At 31.8% G+C, this 19,417-nt stretch carries 19 protein-coding genes; 3 read left to right on the plus strand and 16 right to left on the minus strand.

Annotated elements, in window-relative coordinates; translation table 11 throughout:
* Nucleotides 1-27 precede the first annotated feature (27 nt).
* From nqrF to J1D01_RS04310, 6 genes are all read right to left on the minus strand, one after another.
* Nucleotides 28-1,338 (minus strand): NADH:ubiquinone reductase (Na(+)-transporting) subunit F, encoded by a 1,311-nt coding sequence (gene nqrF / locus J1D01_RS04285; RefSeq protein ID WP_421150198.1) that lies wholly within the window; start codon nucleotides 1,336-1,338, stop codon nucleotides 28-30.
* A gap of 4 nt (nucleotides 1,339-1,342) precedes the next feature.
* Nucleotides 1,343-2,062: an NADH:ubiquinone reductase (Na(+)-transporting) subunit E gene (nqrE, locus tag J1D01_RS04290; RefSeq protein WP_421149952.1), complete on the minus strand. Its 720-nt coding sequence runs from the start codon at nucleotides 2,060-2,062 to the stop codon at nucleotides 1,343-1,345.
* A gap of 65 nt (nucleotides 2,063-2,127) precedes the next feature.
* Nucleotides 2,128-2,775 carry an NADH:ubiquinone reductase (Na(+)-transporting) subunit D gene (locus J1D01_RS04295; protein WP_421149953.1) on the minus strand — a complete coding sequence of 216 codons (648 nt, stop codon included), beginning with the start codon at nucleotides 2,773-2,775 and terminating at the stop codon, nucleotides 2,128-2,130.
* A gap of 3 nt (nucleotides 2,776-2,778) precedes the next feature.
* Nucleotides 2,779-3,528 (minus strand): Na(+)-translocating NADH-quinone reductase subunit C, encoded by a 750-nt coding sequence (locus J1D01_RS04300; RefSeq protein WP_372938089.1) that lies wholly within the window; start codon nucleotides 3,526-3,528, stop codon nucleotides 2,779-2,781.
* 2 nt (nucleotides 3,529-3,530) lie between these two features.
* Nucleotides 3,531-4,739, minus strand: a complete 1,209-nt coding sequence (locus J1D01_RS04305) for an NADH:ubiquinone reductase (Na(+)-transporting) subunit B (RefSeq protein WP_421149954.1) — start codon at nucleotides 4,737-4,739, stop codon at nucleotides 3,531-3,533.
* The gene (locus J1D01_RS04310; RefSeq protein ID WP_372938087.1) at nucleotides 4,739-6,094 is read right to left on the minus strand and encodes a Na(+)-translocating NADH-quinone reductase subunit A; all 1,356 of its coding nucleotides are present in this window, start codon (nucleotides 6,092-6,094) and stop codon (nucleotides 4,739-4,741) included. Before J1D01_RS04310 ends, J1D01_RS04305 begins: the two co-directional genes overlap by 1 nt.
* Nucleotides 6,095-6,255: 161 nt before the next feature.
* Between J1D01_RS04310 and J1D01_RS04315 the strand changes: the two genes are divergently transcribed.
* Both J1D01_RS04315 and apaG read left to right on the plus strand, forming a co-directional pair.
* Nucleotides 6,256-7,500 (plus strand): DUF5103 domain-containing protein, encoded by a 1,245-nt coding sequence (locus J1D01_RS04315; RefSeq protein ID WP_372938086.1) that lies wholly within the window; start codon nucleotides 6,256-6,258, stop codon nucleotides 7,498-7,500.
* Nucleotides 7,501-7,586: 86 nt separating this feature from the next.
* Nucleotides 7,587-7,973 carry a Co2+/Mg2+ efflux protein ApaG gene (gene apaG / locus J1D01_RS04320; protein ID WP_421149955.1) on the plus strand — a complete coding sequence of 129 codons (387 nt, stop codon included), beginning with the start codon at nucleotides 7,587-7,589 and terminating at the stop codon, nucleotides 7,971-7,973.
* A 203-nt stretch (nucleotides 7,974-8,176) separates the two neighbouring features.
* Here the strand turns inward: apaG and J1D01_RS04325 are convergent, their stop codons facing one another.
* From J1D01_RS04325 to J1D01_RS04340, 4 genes are all read right to left on the minus strand, one after another.
* The gene (locus J1D01_RS04325; RefSeq protein ID WP_421149956.1) at nucleotides 8,177-8,734 is read right to left on the minus strand and encodes a carboxymuconolactone decarboxylase family protein; all 558 of its coding nucleotides are present in this window, start codon (nucleotides 8,732-8,734) and stop codon (nucleotides 8,177-8,179) included.
* A gap of 64 nt (nucleotides 8,735-8,798) precedes the next feature.
* The gene (locus tag J1D01_RS04330) at nucleotides 8,799-9,362 is read right to left on the minus strand and encodes a TetR/AcrR family transcriptional regulator (protein WP_372937735.1); all 564 of its coding nucleotides are present in this window, start codon (nucleotides 9,360-9,362) and stop codon (nucleotides 8,799-8,801) included.
* Between the two features lie 113 nt (nucleotides 9,363-9,475).
* Nucleotides 9,476-10,468, minus strand: coding sequence for a DUF6695 family protein (locus J1D01_RS04335; RefSeq protein WP_421149957.1), 993 nt, complete (start codon nucleotides 10,466-10,468; stop codon nucleotides 9,476-9,478).
* Nucleotides 10,461-11,186, minus strand: coding sequence for an NRDE family protein (locus tag J1D01_RS04340; RefSeq protein ID WP_421149958.1), 726 nt, complete (start codon nucleotides 11,184-11,186; stop codon nucleotides 10,461-10,463). Before J1D01_RS04340 ends, J1D01_RS04335 begins: the two co-directional genes overlap by 8 nt.
* 249 nt (nucleotides 11,187-11,435) lie before the next feature.
* Between J1D01_RS04340 and pruA the strand changes: the two genes are divergently transcribed.
* Nucleotides 11,436-13,064, plus strand: coding sequence for an L-glutamate gamma-semialdehyde dehydrogenase (pruA, locus tag J1D01_RS04345; RefSeq protein WP_372937738.1), 1,629 nt, complete (start codon nucleotides 11,436-11,438; stop codon nucleotides 13,062-13,064).
* A gap of 234 nt (nucleotides 13,065-13,298) precedes the next feature.
* On the opposite strand, the gene J1D01_RS04350 is transcribed toward pruA, so the two are convergent.
* The 6 genes from J1D01_RS04350 to J1D01_RS04375 all read right to left on the minus strand — a co-directional run bounded on the left by J1D01_RS04350 (nucleotide 13,299) and on the right by J1D01_RS04375 (nucleotide 19,340).
* Entirely contained in the window at nucleotides 13,299-14,117 is an 819-nt protein-coding gene (locus J1D01_RS04350) for an enoyl-ACP reductase FabI (protein ID WP_372937739.1), read from the minus strand.
* A gap of 90 nt (nucleotides 14,118-14,207) precedes the next feature.
* Complete coding sequence (recN, locus tag J1D01_RS04355; RefSeq protein WP_421149959.1) at nucleotides 14,208-15,860, minus strand: DNA repair protein RecN; 1,653 nt, start codon at nucleotides 15,858-15,860, stop codon at nucleotides 14,208-14,210.
* A 20-nt stretch (nucleotides 15,861-15,880) separates the two neighbouring features.
* Entirely contained in the window at nucleotides 15,881-16,768 is an 888-nt protein-coding gene (locus tag J1D01_RS04360; RefSeq protein WP_421149960.1) for a DUF4835 family protein, read from the minus strand.
* Nucleotides 16,761-17,972, minus strand: a complete 1,212-nt coding sequence (coaBC, locus tag J1D01_RS04365) for a bifunctional phosphopantothenoylcysteine decarboxylase/phosphopantothenate--cysteine ligase CoaBC (protein WP_372938212.1) — start codon at nucleotides 17,970-17,972, stop codon at nucleotides 16,761-16,763. Before coaBC ends, J1D01_RS04360 begins: the two co-directional genes overlap by 8 nt.
* A 172-nt stretch (nucleotides 17,973-18,144) precedes the next feature.
* Nucleotides 18,145-18,474, minus strand: a complete 330-nt coding sequence (locus J1D01_RS04370) for a DNA-directed RNA polymerase subunit omega (protein WP_372938211.1) — start codon at nucleotides 18,472-18,474, stop codon at nucleotides 18,145-18,147.
* 11 nt (nucleotides 18,475-18,485) lie between these two features.
* Nucleotides 18,486-19,340: an outer membrane protein assembly factor BamD gene (locus J1D01_RS04375; RefSeq protein ID WP_372938210.1), complete on the minus strand. Its 855-nt coding sequence runs from the start codon at nucleotides 19,338-19,340 to the stop codon at nucleotides 18,486-18,488.
* Between the last annotated feature and the right edge of the window lie 77 nt (nucleotides 19,341-19,417).

Genomic DNA, 19,417 nt, shown 5'->3' on the forward strand with positions numbered 1-19,417 from the left:
GTTGGTTTTTTTATGAATTCTTAGAGATTAACCTCCAAAATCATCAAATCTTATATTCTCATCTGGGATACCAAAATCTTCTCCCATTTTCTGAACCGCTTTGTTCATTAAAGGAGGTCCACAGAAATATAATTCAATATCTTCTGGAGTTTCATGATGATTCAAATAATTATCAATCACACAATTGTGAATAAATCCTACAAAACCATCACCTTCTTCATCATTAATATCTTTTTTAACTTTCCAATTATCTTCTGGTAAAGGCTCTGATAAAGCTAAGTAAAACTTAAAGTTTGGAAAATCTCTTTCTAATTCTCTAAAGTGTTCAATGTAGAACAACTCACGTTTAGAACGACCTCCATACCAATACGTTACTTTACGACCGGTTTTTAAAGTTTTAAACAAATGGTATAAGTGTGAACGCATTGGCGCCATACCAGCACCACCACCAACGTATAACATTTCTGCATCACTCTCATTAATAAAGAATTCTCCGTAAGGCCCAGAAATAGTTACTTTATCACCCTGTTTCCTAGAGAAAATATATGAAGATGCTATACCAGGGTTTACATCCATCCAACCATTTTTAGCTCTATCCCAAGGTGGAGTTGCTATACGTACATTAAGCATAATTTCACGTCCTTCTGCTGGATAAGAAGCCATAGAATAGGCACGCTCTACTACTTCATCGTTTTTCATTACCAGTGGCCAAAGACCAAATTTATCCCATTCAGCTTGAAATTTATCTGGTGTTTCGTGCTCTTCGGGATGTGCTGTAATATCTATATCAGAATACTTTATTTCACAAGGAGGAATTTCAATTTGAATATAACCACCTGCTTTATAGTTCATATCCTCAGGAATTTCTACAACAAACTCTTTAATAAATGATGCTACATTGTAGTTTCTTACAACAGTTGCCTCCCATTTTTTAATACCAAACACTTCTTCTGGAATGGTTATATCCATATCTTGTTTTACCTTAACTTGACATGCTAATCGGGCACCTTCTTGTAATTCTTTTCTTGTAAAGTGAGGGGTTTCTGTAGGTAGAGCCTCTCCGCCTCCACTTAACACATGACATTCACATTGAAGACATGTACCACCACCACCACAAGCAGATGGTAAGAAAATTTTATTTCCTCCAAGTGTAGATAATAAACTTCCCCCAGAAGGTACTTCTATTTCTTTTTCTTTATTTATAGTTATTTTAACAGGACCTGAAGGTGCTAATTTCTGTTTTACAACCAATAACAGTACAACCAATAATAATATTATTATTAAAAAGGCTATTACTGTAACTAAAATTGTTCCTGCCGTACTTGCTGCTAATAAAATCATACTACTCAATTTCTTTAATTGTGTTATCAGCTAATGCTTTTGTTTCCTTTATGTTTTTATCTACTTCAGCTTTAGCTGTAGTTTCTTCTTGTTTACTATCATCACCTCCGGTTAGCATTCCTCCAAAACTCATAAAACCAATAGCCATTAACCCTGTTATTATGAATGTAATTCCTAATCCTCTTAACGCTGGCGGAACATTTGAATATCTAATTTTTTCACGTATGGCTGCAATAGCAAGAATTGCTAAAAACCAACCAATACCAGACCCTAGACCATAAACTGTTGCTAAGCTTATGGTTGGAATTTCACGAGACTGCATAAATAAAGATCCTCCTAAAATAGCACAGTTAACAGCTATAAGTGGTAAAAAGATACCTAATGAATTATATAATGATGGAGAAAATTTCTCAACTATAATTTCTACTAATTGTACCATGGTAGCAATAGTAGCAATAAACATAATAAAAGAAAGGAAACTTAAATCATAATCTGCATATTCTGCTCCTAACCATTCTAAAGCACCAGGTTGTAAAAGATACTGATCTAATAACCAGTTTAAGGGTACTGTTATTGCTAATACAAAGATTACTGCTGCACCAAGCCCAACAGCTGTTGCAACTTTTTTAGATACAGCTAAGTAAGAACACATTCCTAAGAATGTTGCAAATACCATGTTATCTATAAATATCGATTTGAAAAATAACTCTATATATTCCATATTTTTTTAGTTTACGGTTTTTAACTTATTTAACAGTTAAATAAAAACCGGTTCCTGCATACTTTTTAATGATCTTCTATTAATGCTTTGTTTCTAGTACGTTGTACCCATATTATTATACCTACAACAATTAATGCCATAGGAGATAATAACATGAATCCGTTATTTTCATAACCAATTGCATACAATCCTGTTTTTTCAATTGGATCGCCCAATACTTTAAATCCTAATAAGGTTCCTGAACCTAAAAGTTCTCTAAAGAATCCAACAATTACAAGTATTAAACCATAACCTGCTGCATTTCCAATACCGTCTAAAAAAGATTTCCACGGTCCATTTCCTAACGCAAACGCTTCAAAACGTCCCATAATAATACAGTTGGTAATTATTAATCCAACAAATACAGAAAGTGTTTTACTTAACTCATAAGCATAGGCTTTTAAAACCTGATCTACTATAATTACAAGAGCTGCAACTACAACCAATTGAACTATAATTCTAATTTTTGAAGGAATAATATTTCTCATAAGAGAAATTACTACGTTTCCTATACCTAAAACTGCCATTACAGAAATAGCCATTACAATTGATGCTTTTAACTCTGCAGTAATTGCTAAAGCCGAACATATACCTAATACCTGAATAGTTATTGGGTTATTATCTGCTAAAGGATCTGTGATTAACTTGGCGTCTTTTTTTGATAAAAGTCCCATAAATTAATTATTTTTTAAGTTTTTGAAGAAAGGTACGTAAAGCTTTAAATCGCTTTTTATCATTGCAGAAACACCATTTCCTGTAATTGTTGCTCCTGCAATAGCGTCAACTTCATTATCTGTTTTATCGGTATTTTTAGGGTCTGCATTTCCTTTAGCCACATCTATACCTTTAAAATTACCTGATGCATCTAATAGGTGCTCTCCTATAAAATCATCCATAAAGAAACGTTCTTTAATATTAGCTCCTAATCCAGGTGTTTCTCCTGCATGATCAAAAAAGGCTCCTTGTACTATCATATTCTCATCCATAGCAACATATGCCCAAATAGCATCCCAAAGCCCTTTTCCTCTAATTGGAGCTATGTAGAATGTTTTTCCATCTTTCTCACCTTCAAATAATGGCAAGCGTCTAACTTTACCTTCATTTGCTTTTGCTTGTTCTTTTTTTACATCAATTAAATAAGCTTCATCATCTTCACTTACTTTATCTCCTTCAATGACCAATTGTTTCTTAATATATTTCTTAAACAAATCCGATGCTTCAGAAGTAGAAACAAAAACTGCACTACTCTCATCATTTTCATTTACACCCATAGCGTATAGAATATTTTGTTGTTTTTCTATACGTTGATTTTCTTTAATTGTGGGTTTTAATGAAGATGCTGTAAAAGCTAATAAAGACCCAACTATTAATACCATACCAATAGCAAATAGTATAGTGTATGAATTTTTATCTGTTCTATTTTCCATGGTTATGCCATTTTTGCTTTTAAACGTTTCATTCTTTTCTTAACATTTCCTTGAACTACGTAATGATCAATAGTTGGTGCAAATACATTCATTAATAGTATTGCTAACATAACGCCTTCTGGGTATGCAGGGTTGAATACACGAATCATAATTGAAATAAAGCCAACTAAGAAACCATAAATCCATTTTCCTTTATTTGTTTGTGAGGCTGTAACAGGGTCTGTAGCCATAAACACCGTACCAAAAGCAAAACCACCAATTAATAAGTGATGCCACCAAGTTGTACTCATTAACCCATAAAACTTACTGCTTTCTGTTATAACACCAGCGTCTACAACCCAATTGAAGATTAACCCCATAGCTATAGCACCTAAACAAGATGATAGCATGATTCTCCAACTACCTATTTTAGTGAAGATTAAAAATAAACCTCCTAACAGTATTAGTAAGGTTGATGTTTCACCAACAGAACCTGGTATAAATCCTAGAAACATATCCATAACACTATAACCAACGTCATTGTTTTGTGCTAAAGTACCTAAAATAGTTTCTCCTGAAATAGCATCTGGAGTTCCTGCTCTTTCTACCGCTTCATGTACCCAAACTTTATCTCCACTCATCCAAGTAGGATATGCAAAGAATAAAAATGCTCTTATGGTTAAGGCAGGGTTTAAAATGTTCATTCCTGTACCTCCAAATACTTCTTTACCAATAACAACACCAAAAGCAACTGCTACTGCTAACATCCAAAGTGGAATATCTATAGGCACAATTAATGGTACTAACATACCTGTAACTAAGTAACCTTCTTCTACTTCATGTTTCTTTATAATTGCAAAAAGGAATTCAATTCCTAATCCAACACCATAAGACACTACTACTAAAGGTAGGATTTTAACTAATCCTACTAAGAAGTTATCTAGTGTCCAGAATTCAGCACTTAAAAACCCAGCAGAAACTGCTTCTATATCTCCAATTGCTAAATAATGTTGATAACCAGCGTTAAACATACCAAATATTAAACATGGTACCATGGCCATAATTACTGTATTCATGGTACGTTTTAAATCATCGGCAGCTTTTATATGAGTACCTCCGTGTGTGGTCTCATTTGGTAAGAATAAAAATGTATGAATAGCTGAAAATGCTGGTAGCCATTTTTTATTTTTATTTTTCTCTTTAAAATTATGCAAGTTTTGTTTTAAGCCCATTATCCTATTTCTTTAAGCATTAAGTCTAAACCTTCTCTTATAATCTTTTGATGTGGTTGTTTAGACACACATACAAATTCTGTTAACGCAAAATCTTCGGGTGCTACTTCGTACATCCCTAAAGCTTCCATCTCGTCTAAATCTTTATACATACATGCTTTTAAGATTTGTAATGGATAAATATCTAATGGAAAAACCTCTTCATATGCACCTGTAACAACAAATGCTCTATGTTCTCCGTTAGTATTGGTATTTAAATCGTATTGTTTTTTAGGATTTAACCAAGAGAAAGTTAAAGCTCTGGATGTAGATATTTTATTAAAGATTGGTTTTGTCCAACCAAAAAATTCATAATCATCACCTTCAGGAATCACAGAAATAACATTACTGTAATAATCTAGTTCACCATCTGGTTTAATTTCTTTTCCACTTAATACGTTTCCAGAAATAATTCTAGCATTAGCATCTTTAGAGATACCTTTATCATAAATTAAAGTAGATACTTCACTACCAATTTTGGTAAGTAAATATCTAGGTTCTTCAATTTCAGATCCTACTAAAGCAACTATACGTTCTGCGTTAAACTTTCCTGTTAATAGCAACTCTCCAATTATTACTAAATCTTGGGCGTTAACTGTCCAAACTATCTCCCCCTTATTTATAGGGTCTACTTTGTTTATTAAAGTTCCTACATTACCTGATGGGTGCGGACCAGACACTTTGTGAATAGTAACCCCTTTAAGTGTTGCCAAAGGCGAATTAGAATTTTTACCCACAGAAATATGAACAGCACCATCGGTAAGTTTACCTAAGGCTGTAACTGCTGCTTGCAATTCTGCTTCTTTACCTTGCAATGTAAAATCTAAATCGGCTGCTAATGGTGCACTGGCATACCCAGAAACAAAAATAGCTTTAGGAGATTTGTCAGGATTTGCAATAACATCATACGGACGCTGTTTTACAAATGGCCAACACCCCGAAGCTAATAAATGCGCTTTTACATCATCTGCTTTGGCTGAATTTACATCAATCTTACCATTGTCTTGGTAAGTTTGTGTTTTATCTGCCTGAATTTTAATAGCTAAAATTCGCCTCTTTTCACCACGTACAATTTCTGTTATTTCTCCAGAAACAGGAGAAACAAACTTTACATTTTCGTTAGATTTATCATAAAAAACAGCTTCACCTGCTTTTACTTTAGCTCCAACTTTTAAAATCAATTTTGGAATAACGCCGTGGAAGTCCTCTGGTCTAATGGTACAAAAATTGCTTACTATAGCTGTGTCTAACTTTTTTTCAGCTGCACCTTTAAGATTTATGTCTAGACCTTTTTTAATACGAATGTCGTTTGACATATTTTTTTTTATTGAAATTAGTTGTCTAAAAATCGCAGCAAAAGTACAAATTTAATATGCAGTTTTCACAAAAAATTATGCAGAAATTTTCAACCTTTAACATAACTTAAATTTTAGGCATTAAATTTGATTATATTTACACCTCACAGAATTTAATTTACATGAAAATTATTCCAATTTTTATACTCGCACTCTCACTTCAAGTGGCTAATAGTCAGGTTAAAGAAATTAATCCACCAGACTATATTAAAACCATTAACTTTAAAGGAGATACAGACCAAACACAATTACCTGTTTTAAAACTTGGTGAATACTTAGTATTAGAATTTGATGCCTTAAACGGCAATGAAGAAGATTTCTATTACAAAATACAGCATTATAATTTTGATTGGACTCCTTCTTCTTTGGCTAAATCTGAATATTTAGGTGGGTTTGACAACCAACGCATAAGAGATTACCAAAACTCATATAACACCCTTCAAATTTATTCTCATTATAAACTCACCATTCCTAATCAGTTTACTAAACAATTAAAAAAATCTGGCAACTATATTATAAGCATTTTTAATAACGATGATGAACTTGTTTTTACCAGAAAATTTATGGTTTATGAAGACAAAGTAGATGTTGGTGTTACTATAAAACGTACCAGAGATATCCAGTACATACAAGAAAAACAACGTGTTGAAATAATTATTTCACCAAGTTCAATTCAGTTAAATAACCCTATGCAAACTGTAAAAACACTAGTAGTACAAAATAATAATTTAAACTCTGCTATTGTAGGCTTAAAACCGCAATACACCATTGGCACTCAACTTATATATAGATATGATAATGAATCTAGTTTTTGGGGTGGTAATGAGTATTTGTATTTTGAAAATAAAGATATTAGAGCTGCCAGTAACGGTGTGCAAAGAATAGATTTACAAGACTTATATCATAATTACCTATTTACCAACATACAACGTAGTACTAAACCATACACTTACAACCCAGACATTAACGGAAACTATTCAATTACTAATGTAAATGATGTTGATGTTAGTATAGAATCAGACTATGCTTGGGTACATTTTTCATTTAAACCCAATCCAGATTTCAATACTAACACTTCGGTCTTTATTTATGGTAACTTTAATAATTATACTCTAAATGAAAGTAATAAAATGACTTATGATGCCCAAAAAGGCATTTACACTGGTTCTTTATTACTAAAACAAGGTTTTTACAACTACAAATATGTAACCTTAGATAACGATATTATTAATGAAGGAGCCATTAGTGGTAACTTTTACCAAACCGAAAACAATTACAAAGTTTTAGTATATTATAGAGATTTAGGAGGTAGATACGACAGAATTATAGGACTAGGAGAAGCCAGTTCTGTTAATATTAGCAATTAAAAACTGTATTTTAACTATTATTTTAATTGTAGCTATTAAAAAACACTATTTTTGCTGTTTAAACATATTGTATATCAACAATTAAGATGGTACAACAAGTAACAAAAGGCATAAAAATTTCGGTAGAAACCACTTATGAAGGCTCATTTTATAGAAACTATAAAATACAGTATGCTTTTGGTTATAAAGTTACCATAGAAAACCAAAGCAAAGACTCTGTACAATTACAATCGCGCCATTGGGAAATTCTAGACGCTCTAAACAACGCAGAAATTGTTGATGGCGAGGGTGTTATAGGTAAAAAGCCCGTTTTAGAACCCGGTGAATTGTACACCTATACATCTGGCTGTTTATTAACCTCGCCATTTGGTGCTATGCAGGGGCATTACACAATGGTAAACTTTACCACTACCAAAAAGTTTAATGTAGACATTCCTACTTTTAAATTAAGTGCACCATTTGCTATTAATTAGGGCGTTACCCTCCGGGTCAGGCTTTTCACTATATCTTTTTTCTCGTTCCTCAAAAAAAGGATGCCGTTTCAATCCTTAACGCAAAAAAGAATTATATTAAGAATATCATCGGCACATTATTTTTAATTGTTTCAAGTTAATACCTAACCAAAATATCTGCTATTTTTTGTAAATCAAGTTTTACAATGTCAGTTTTGGTAGAATTAAACGGTCTCTGCTTTCCAAGCAAATTGTTGAAAAGGTACATCTACAGGTGTATTGGCAATATGGTTTGTATAATTGCTTATTACTTTTTGAGATAAACCTAAAATGATTTCCAGTACATGTTGCTCTCCGTATCCAGCTGCATAAAATGCATTTAAATCGTCTTGGGTTACATGACCACGATTTTTAACAATGGTTAATGCCATAGTTCTTAAGGCTTCTAATTTGGCATCTTCTAGAGGAGTTTTGTTACGTAATGCTTCTGTAATATCATTATCAACTTTCATCATATTTGCAATACCCGTATGCGCAGGTACACAATAATGGCATTCATGCTCTACGTTAATGGTTTGCCAAACCACAGTTAATTCTTCTTCATTAAATGATGTTTGTGTAAATAGCTCATGTAATGTTTGGTAAGCTTCTAAAATTTTTGGTGCTCCAGCCAATACTCCGTGTAAGCCAGGTATCATACCGTACGCTTTTTGAGATTTTTCTAATAGAGCTTTACTTTCTTTTGGAGCTGTTTCGAAGTTGTGAACTTTTAATGTTGTCATAATCTTAGTTATTATTAAATATTACATAACTAACCAATCAGTTAGTTATAGGTTAAAAAAAATGTTACATGTTTATAAAAATGTTTTCAATATAATTGTTAAGCTGTTTTTTAGTAAATACTCGTGTAGCTGAAGATAAACCAAACATAGATATAATTAGATAATCAGCTTGTTGCTCAATAGTTATTGAGTCTTTTGTTTTATCTTGTTTTAAAATTTCTTTAAAAACTTGTTTTACTTCTTCTGTAAATTGTGATAAATAATCTTTTATTTTCTGGTCTGAATCTTCTCCAATTTCATTCGCTGTATTGGTAACTAAACAACCTTTACCAAATTCTGTTTCTTTTGTAAACTCAATAAAATTGTAAAAATATTGTTTAATAGCTAAAACTCCATTTTCAGACTTTTTTAATTTGTTTAAAAGTTTATTAAGCTTTTGTTTATAACATTTTAAACTTTCTAGAAATACACCATTTTTACTTCCAAAACTTGAATAGATTGAGAATTTATTTATTCCCATTTCCTTTTCTAGCATTTGCATAGAAGTTGTTTCATAACCATTTCGCCAGAATAAATTCATAGCTTTTTCTATAACTTCTTGCTCATTATATTTCTTTATTCTTGGCATTTAATTACAATTACAGTACAAAACTAAACAATCGGTTAGATATAAAAAAACATTTTAACTTTATTTTATAACTTCAACATTTGGTTGAATTTTTAATTAAAATAATATCATGATTATTGAATTCTATCAAATCTAAAAATACGCTCTTGCTGTTTTACATGGAAAAATTTACAGTTAGAATGATGTACAAATTCAAAGGTTTTATGATACGTAAACCCATGGTCTATTACTTTAAAAATAGCATCTACATCAATATTACCATACGGTGAAAGTCGCCTAAAACGATATTTATGTCTGTGCTTTGTTTGGTGTAATTCAAACCAAGCACCTGCAGCAATTCCAGAAAGCCATTGTCCATTTTCATGAACTTTATCATGATGCTTTGGCTTTAAAGTTCCCACTAAATTTACTTTATGGTTTTTGAGTTTATCTAAAAAACAACGCATATTTTCACTCTTTTGAGACCCTGTAAACTGGCTTATTTTACCAGTTTTTAACACCTCATAAACATAATTTTCGGTATCTGCTAAAAGCACATTGCCAACGGTACTTGGTGTAAACCATTTAGATTTTATGAGTCGTTTTTTTATCACTTCATCAGTAACCGAAGCTATTAAACTATCGGTTACAAAACGCGCACAGTTACAAGCATCTTTAATAAATGCAGCATACCTTATAAAATGCTTTTCCTGCATTTGAGTAATGTGGGTTCTAGCCTTTTTGTAATCAACAGCATTACATACCGATGCTACTAACTTACCTTCACCATGGGTTAATTTTGGGTGCGTTGCTAAAAACTCTAATATTTCATTAAGGTTTTTAATTTCATTGTTTTCAATTTTGGCTTTTTTTGGAAAATGTAGTTCGTTATCGGTGTACCTTCCACGCACTCTTCCTGTTGGTTCTGGTGTAATGTAACGCCCAAAATCATGATACTCTAAAATTCCCGTTTGCTTATCTATAAGTACTAAAGCAGCATGACCTGCACGTAAATAGTTTTTCTTACCAACACCTAAATATCTTAAAAAGGGAGAAAACCATTCATCTGAAACCATAACAATAGTTTCAGGGTATGCTAAGGTTAAAATAATTCCTGTATTATTCATTGACTTTCTGAGGCAAACTAAAGGTTTTACTTGTATTTGTACTGTTTTGAAGATTTTCATGAAACATGACAACAGTATCTCTTTGCTTTTCAACTTGGGTAATACTTGTTGTTTTTACAAAACCACGATCTATTAAAACCCCATAATCTAAATTTTTGTTTCCGCCTTCTTTATGGAATTTTATTAAAGAATATGCATTAAAATTATTGTTAGCTTTAAAATCATTGAACCATTGTTGGCGCTCCGCTTTCATATTCTCATTATATAATGTAGAAGAAGACCAAAGTTTAGGTTCTAAGGCTAATTCAGAAGTATGTTTTTTATTGCCATCCCACACCAGTTCTGTAAGTTTTAAATTGTTATTCCAATCTACAATTACAATAGTAAACGGTTCAATATCATCTAAATTATATGCTCTTATATAAGAAGAAATACAAGTAGCAATCATTAAATCTTGAGCCACAATACCTCTACTCTTTCGGTATTTTTCTTTTCGTTTATGAGTTTTAAAACCACCATTCAATACACAAACTAACCTATTTTTTTCACTAATACCTATCCATGTTCCACCCGATAATTTATCTTTAGGAAAAAGGGTTTTTACACCTTGAATCTTATAAAAATTTGGAGATGACGATATCCTATTAGGAGCTTCATCTCTGTTAGAAGTAAGAATAAAATCATTGTTAGATTTTGGAATAAAAGTTACAGTACACATGAATGATGTAGTCTATATACAAAGTACCAACTTACAAAAAATTCATAATTAGTAAGAAATCCTTTTTACATAATTATAAAACAATAAATTATTTTCAATCTAAATATTTGAATTATAAATTAAAACTATATAACAAATAAAGCAGAAAAATTAACGCTAATTTATACGTTTTTCAGCTAATTAATAATTTTAATATTCTTAAATTTGCTACCTATTCACTGAATATTTTTTAATAAAAACTCACTAATTATGGGAAAAGGCTTTTTCAATGTACCAATTGCAGTTAACGAACCTGTAAAAAGTTATGCTCCAGGATCTCCAGAAAGAGATGCTGTTTTACAAGCATATAAAAACATGTTTAATAGCAAAATAGAGGTACCTTTATATATAAACGGCAAAGACGTTAAAACTGGAAATACCAGAACCATGTCTCCGCCACACGATCATAAACATGTAGTTGGAACTTATCATTTAGCAGAACAATCTCATGTTAAAGATGCAATAGCTACTGCTTTAGAAGCCAGAAAAACTTGGTCTCAAACACCTTGGGAACAGCGTGCAGCTATATTTTTAAAAGCTGCCGAATTAATTGCGGGACCATACCGAGCAAAAATAAACGCTGCAACCATGATAGCTCAATCTAAAACAATACACCAAGCCGAAATTGATGCTGCTTGTGAGTTTGTAGATTTCTTGCGTTTTAATGTACAGTTCATGACCGACATTTATGCAGAACAACCAGAAAGCACAAATGATGCATGGAACCGTGTTGAATATCGCCCTTTAGAAGGTTTTACTTATGCTGTAACACCATTTAATTTTACTGCTATTGCCGGAAACTTACCATCTTGTATGGCTTTAATGGGTAATGTAGTTGTTTGGAAACCAAGCGATAGCCAAGTATATTCTGCTAAAGTAATCATGGATGTTTTTGAAGAAGCTGGAGTACCTCCTGGGGTTATTAATGTAGTTTTTGGAGACCCTGTAATGATTACAAATACAGTTTTAGCGAGTCCTGATTTTTCAGGATTACACTTTACTGGTTCTACATTCATTTTTAAAGAACTATGGAAACAAATAGGAACAAATATTCATAATTATAAAACGTATCCTAGAATTGTTGGAGAAACTGGTGGTAAAGATTTTATTGTAGCTCACAAATCGGCCAATGCAAAACAAGTAGCTACAGCTATTGCTCGTGGAGCCTTTGAGTTTCAAGGACAAAAATGTAGCGCCGCATCTAGAGCTTACATTCCACAAAGTTTATGGGCAGATGTAAAAAAGTATGTTATAGAAGATGTTAACTCTTTTAAAATGGGTTCTCCAGAAGATATGAGCAACTTTATTACTGCTGTAATTCATGAAGGCTCTTTTGATAAACTAGCTAAATATATAGACCAAGCTAAAGCAGATAAAGATGCTGAAATTATTGCTGGAGGAAATTATGATAAAAGTAAAGGCTATTTTATTGAACCTACAGTAATTGTTACCACAAACCCAAAGTACGAAACCATGTGTACTGAGTTATTTGGACCAGTAATTACTATTTATATTTATGAAGATGATGCTTACGCAGAAACTTTAAAACTAGTAGATGAAACTAGTGAGTATGCTTTAACTGGTGCTATTTTAGCAAAAGATAGATACGCTATTACAGAAGCTACAGAAGCTTTACAAAATAGTGCTGGTAATTTTTACATAAATGATAAACCTACTGGCGCTGTTGTTGGCCAACAACCTTTTGGTGGTGCTAGAGCTTCTGGTACAAATGATAAAGCAGGAAGTGCTCAAAACTTACTACGTTGGGTATCTCCTAGATTAATTAAGGAAACTTTTGTAACTCCTACAGATTATCGTTATCCGTTTTTAGGGGAATAAAAATGAATCGTTTTAAAATAAATTAACAGTTTATAATAAAATTTAATTTAGCCAGAGAAGTTTCTTTCTCTGGTTTTTTTATGTTTATAAGGTGAACTTGTTAAAATCAAATGGAGTCTTAATGTAATTATAAGGCTTCATTTGATTTTTCTACTCATAAAAATACCCCCAAATAGTGTCTAACTTTTTGGGGGCACTTCATAAAAAGTGGCTTATAATGCTATACTTTTATTATTATTCTCCGTTCATAAAGGTTTCCATAACAGCATCGCTTACGCCCATGTTACTAAAACCGCCATCGTTATAAAGGTTTTGCAATGTAACACGCTTAGTTAAATCGCTAAATAAAGTTACGGTATAATTTGCACAGTCTAAAGCCGTTGCATTACCAAGTGGCGACATTTTTTCGGCATAAGCAATAAATCCATCAAAACCTTTTACACCACTACCAGCTGTTGTTGGTGTTGGAGATTGTGAAATGGTGTTTACACGCACTTTTTTATCGCGTCCAAAAAAGTAACCAAAGCTACGGGCAACACTTTCTAAATATGCTTTATTATCTGCCATATCGTTATAGTCTGGGAACACACGTTGTGCTGCCATATATGTTAAAGCTACAATACTTCCCCATTCATTCATAGCATCTGCTTTGTAAAGTGTTTGCATTACTTTATGGAAAGACATAGCAGAAACATCGGTTCCTTTTTGTGTCCAACTATAATTTTGGTCTGTGTAACTTCTTCCTTTTCTAACGTTTATAGACATTCCAATAGAGTGTAAAACAAAATCTATTTTTCCACCCAAAATCTCCATAGATTTTTCAACTAAATTTTGCAAATCTTCTTCAGAAGTAGCATCGGCAGGAATAATTTGAGAACCTGTTTTTTCTGCAAGCTCATTTATTTGTCCCATTCTCATGGCTACTGGTGCATTAGTTAATACAAATTCACCGCCTTCTTCATGAACACGTTCTGCTGTTTTCCAAGCAATAGAGTTAGAATCTAATGCTCCAAATATGATTCCCTTTTTTCCTTTTAATAAATTATGCGACATATCTTGGCTAGTTAATTTTAAATGTTAATTCCTTTTTTGTTTAAATAGAGCTCAAAAATACTAAACTTTAGCTTGAAACTCTTATTTTTTTTAATTGAGCAATTCTTTTGCATGAGCAATTGCAGACGATGACATATCTGACCCTCCCAACATTTGTGCAATTTCTACAACACGCTCATCATGATTAAGCTTTACGAGGTTGGTTTGAGTAACATTATTTACATCTTCTTTATATACTTTAAAGTGCGAATGCCCTTTAGCTGCTATTTGGGGTAAATGGGTAATAGAGAAAACCTGCATTGTTTTACTCATTTGTAGCATAATGTCTCCCATTTTATTTGAGATTTCTCCAGAAACCCCTGTATCAATTTCATCAAACATAATAGTTGGTAACTGAATATATTTAGACAAAATAGACTTTATAGCTAACATTATTCTTGATAGTTCTCCTCCAGATGCAGCTTTTTTAAGTTCATTAAAATTTCCTCCTTTATTGGCTGAAAATAAAAATGATAACTCATCTTTTCCGTTAGAAAGGAAATTATCAGACAATGAAACATCAATATTAAACTGTGCGTTTGGCATACCTAAATCTCCCAAAATAGTTTCTAATTGTGTTTTTAAACTTGGTATAGCTTCCATCCTGTTCTTATGAATAGATTTAGCTATAGTATTTAATTTTTCTGTTTTAATGTTAATGTCTTGTTGCTTTTTAGCAATAGTATCATCAAGGTTTTCTGTAACAGCTACCTTTTCTTTTAGCTGGTTTTTTATATCTATTAATTCTGAAATATTACTTGCTACGTGCTTTTGTAGTAAATCATTTAATGTTTTTAATTTAGCATCTACTACTTGAAGTCTGTTGGGGTCTGCATCTAAATTTTCTTGCAATGCATTTACTTCTGTAAAAACATCATCCATTTCAATTAAACTGCTATTTACACGGTTAAAAATATCTTCGTATTTAGAAGACATTCCTACCAGCTTCTGAAAAGCATTTTTTATGGCTGTTAATGTTGATAAAACGCCTATTTCTTCATCACTAAATAATTGATATGCTTCTGATAATTTTTCTTTAATTTCTTCTACATTATTAAGTGTTTCATACTCTTCTTCTAAGGCTTCTAGCTCTCCTTCTACCAAATTAGCATCTACAAGTTCTTTTAATAAAAAAGCATTATAATCATGCTCTTTTATTGCTTCGGCTTGAAACACTAATAGCTCATTTAACTCTTTTTGAAGTTTTTTATAAGCTTTTAATTCTACTTGATATTTACCTAGTAAAATATCATTTTTAGCTAGGGCATCAATAATTTTAAACTGAAACGTATCGTTGATAAGTTGTAGTGTTTGATGTTGTGAATGAACATCTATTAACTGTTCTCCTAAAAGCTGAAGACTACTTAAATTTACAGGTGAATCATTAACAAAAGCTCTAGATTTACCCGATGGAAGTATTTCTCGTCTAATTATAGTTAGTGGTTCATAATCAAAATCTTCTGCTTCAAAAAGCGCTTGTAATTTATAGTTTTCAACATTAAAAACTGCCTCTATAATACATTTTTTTGATGCATCTTTTAAACTACTTAAATCGGCACGTTTACCTAGTATTAAAGATAAACCTCCTAATAAAATAGATTTTCCCGCCCCTGTTTCACCTGTAATTATTGAAAATCCGTTATTGAAATCTACTTGTAGATTATCAATTAAAGCGTAATTTTTTATTGAAAGTGATGTTAGCATGTCTTTTTAAGTATGGATTATTAATACTTAATTGTTTGCCATTTACTACTATGCATTGGAGCAACCTTTTGAAGTACTTCTTTTAAACTAGCAATGTTTACATTAGGACCACCGCTAAATATTTGTGCAATTTCATCGGCTTTAGCATCAAAAAATGTACGTTGTAAAAAAGAATTTGGCCTTCTGCTATTCATGGTTTGAAATAGCTTAATAGCTGCTGCAATTTTTTCTTTACCTTCTTTTGCGTTTTCAGACATTATATCTAACCCTTGCCTGTGGTAATTATTCATTACTTGCCTGTACTCTTTAAAAGTAGCAGACATTACGTTATCTATTAATGTAAACCTACTTTGTAAACCATCTTCTAGTTTCCACCCCTTAAAATTTCCTTGTTGCGAATAATTAGCAATAGTTTGAGCTTGTTTAAAATAAGGATCTCCTCCATTTTCGGCAAAAGAATCGGCATCTAAAGCCAAAATCATGTATACGTGAAAGGCTATAACAGACACCAGATTAGATTGGAATTGTGTTGGATTAAAAACTAAATTTTGATATTCTAAATATGTAAAATTAAAATCTTTATCATTAAAATTATACACTGGTGTATTATATGACGACCCATATACCGGACGAGACGATTGCACTTGTAAAGTTGCCTGAAAAGATTCACTACTATAATTGTTTATAGTAATTACCATACTGCAATCTATACGCTCTTGAGGTAAAAACGTTTTGTCTGTCCACTTTGTGTTATTAACAAACTCATTTAATTGTTTTTCTAAGGTTTTAAAAATTGAAAAATTTTCGTTACCCGTTAATTCTGCATTAACTATTACTTTACAATTTAGTTCTTGCGAAACCCCTGTAATAGCTATAAAAAAAGTTAAAACAATAAAAATATTACGCATGAATTTGTTCTGTTATTTTGTTTAATAAATCTTTAGCTACCTCTGCCTTAGATTTTAAATTAAATTTAGTGATATTTTCGTTGTCATCAATAAATGTAACCTTATTAGTATCTCCTTTAAAACCAGCTCCTTTATCGTTTAACGAATTTAAAACAATTAAATTTAAATTCTTTCCTTTTAATTTGGCTTTTGCATTTTCTAACTCATTGTTGGTTTCTAATGCAAAACCTACTAAATACTGATGCTTTTTTATTTTTCCTAAAGAAGCCAAAATATCTTTAGTCTTTTCTAACTCTAAAGTTAACGTTGCGTCTTTCTTTTTTATTTTCTTAGAAGCTACTTCTTTAGGCTTAAAATCGGCCACTGCAGCTGAAAGTATAGCAACATCTGAAATACCAAAATATTCATGTACTTTGGTATACATATCTTCTGCTGTTGTAATTGGCACTACATTTATTAAACTATGTGAAACGCTTTCATTAGTTGGTCCTGTAATTAAAATAACTTGAGCCCCAAAATTGGCTGCAGCCTTTGCTATTTCAAAACCCATTTTACCGCTAGAATGATTTCCTATAAACCTAACAGGGTCTATAGGCTCATAGGTTGGACCCGCTGTAATTAAAACTTTCTTACCTTTTAATGGTAATTTGTTTAAAATATCATTCTCTATAAAGGTTATAATATCCTCTGGTTCTGCCATTCTACCCTCTCCTACTAATCCACTAGCTAATTCTCCACTAGTTGCAGGAATCATAATATTCCCAAAAGATTTTAATCTTTCAAACGAATTTTTAGTAGTTTGGTGTTTATACATATCTAAATCCATAGCGGGAGCAAAATACACTGGGCATTTAGCAGACAAATAGGTAGCTAACAATAAATTATTACAAACTCCATTTGCCATTTTAGATAGCGTATTTGCTGTTGCTGGTGCCACTAAAAACAAGTCTGCCCACAGACCTAAATCTACATGGCTATTCCATACGGCATTATCATCTTCTTCATTTGTGAAAGATGAATATACTGGATTTTTTGATAAGGTGGATAAGGTTAACGGTGTTACAAACTCTTTTGAAGCGGGTGTCATCACAACTTTTACATTAGCGCCTGCTTTAACAAATAACCTAACTAATGAAGCTGTTTTGTAAGCAGCTATACCTGCACTTACGCCTAATAGTATATTTTTACCGCTTAGTATACTCATAAAAAAATAGCTTTTCAGAATTTTAGTTTAAACGTCTTTTTTCCTGATTTTCATCTGCAATTTTATAACCGTAACTTTTGTTATGTTCCAAAATTTGCGCTCTGAAAAAGAAAATTAAAAGTACTAAATTCTCCTGAAAAGCTACTTGTTAAAGTATTTACTTTTTAAAAAATTAATCCTGAGAATCTTCCTCAGTATTTCTGAAGTAAATTTTATCTGTTAACCATTCTTGAACGGCTAACGCATGAGGTTTTGGTAATTTTTCATAAAATTTAGAAACCTCAATTTGCTCTTTATTTTCAAAGATTTCTTCAAGACTATCATTGTAAGTAGCAAACTCCTCTAACTTATCAATAAGCTCTTTTTTAATCTCAGTGTTAATTTGTTCAGCTCTTCTTGCTATAATTGAAATAGACTCATAGATATTTTCTGTTGGCTCATCTATTTGATTTCTATCATAAGTTACTGTGTTAACAGGAGCATTGATTTTTTTTAAATCCATTGTGATTATGTTTAACTTTTTGTGCTATACTTTTTTAATTCTTGGTCAACAACTTTTGCCATTTCTTTTACTTGCTCTACATACTTAGAATTAGCAAAAGATTTAATAAATGACGTACTTGCTTCTTTAGCGTTCTCTAAACGCTGTTTTCTTATATGAACAACCTCTCCTTCTATAGAACGGTTATACTCAACACTATTAACAGCTTGTTGATATATAGCATCTAACCTATAAAAATTAGCATCTTCTCTTAGGCTAGAACCTGGGAAATCATATAAAAAATTATCAAAAGATTTTATGGCTGCATTAAAATCGTGTGTAAAACCAGGAGCAATTAAACTATATTGTTTAGCAATAGCAAAGGCTTTTTGCTCTAGTTTAAATTCTAATTCTTTAACTAATTTATTTGCTTCTGGTAAGTATTCTGATTCTGGGTATCTATTAATAAACTCTTGTATTTTTTCTATAGCTTCTGTTGTTTCTGTTTGATCTTTAGTGTAAACAGGAGAAAGCATATAATAACTCTGAGCACTTAAAAACGAAGCCTCTTCTCTTTTTTCACTCTTTGGGTATGCTGTTGCAAACTGCTCAAACCTGTAAGATGAAATGTAATAGTCTTTCATTTTATAAAAGGTCATAGCGTATAAGTACATTAGCTTTTCTGCTTGAGGTTTCCCTCTGTACTCTGGCACTATTTGACCAAAAAGCCTATTGGCTTTAGCAAATTTCCCCTCATTGTACAGCGCTTCACCCATTTTAAATTTTTCTGCTGTGGCTCCTTCTCCAGAGGCTTTAAGTACCTTTTGGTACTCACTACACGAACTAAAAACGACTAACGCTACTAATATGTAAAAAAACTTCTTCATAGATTTTAAACAGAATGCAAAATTAAGTTATTAATATGGATTTTAAAAATATTATTTAACTGCTAAAATAACTGCTT

Origin of the sequence: Seonamhaeicola sp. NFXS20 (genome assembly GCF_049132085.1) — a bacterium.
Lineage (GTDB): Bacteria > Bacteroidota > Bacteroidia > Flavobacteriales > Flavobacteriaceae > Seonamhaeicola.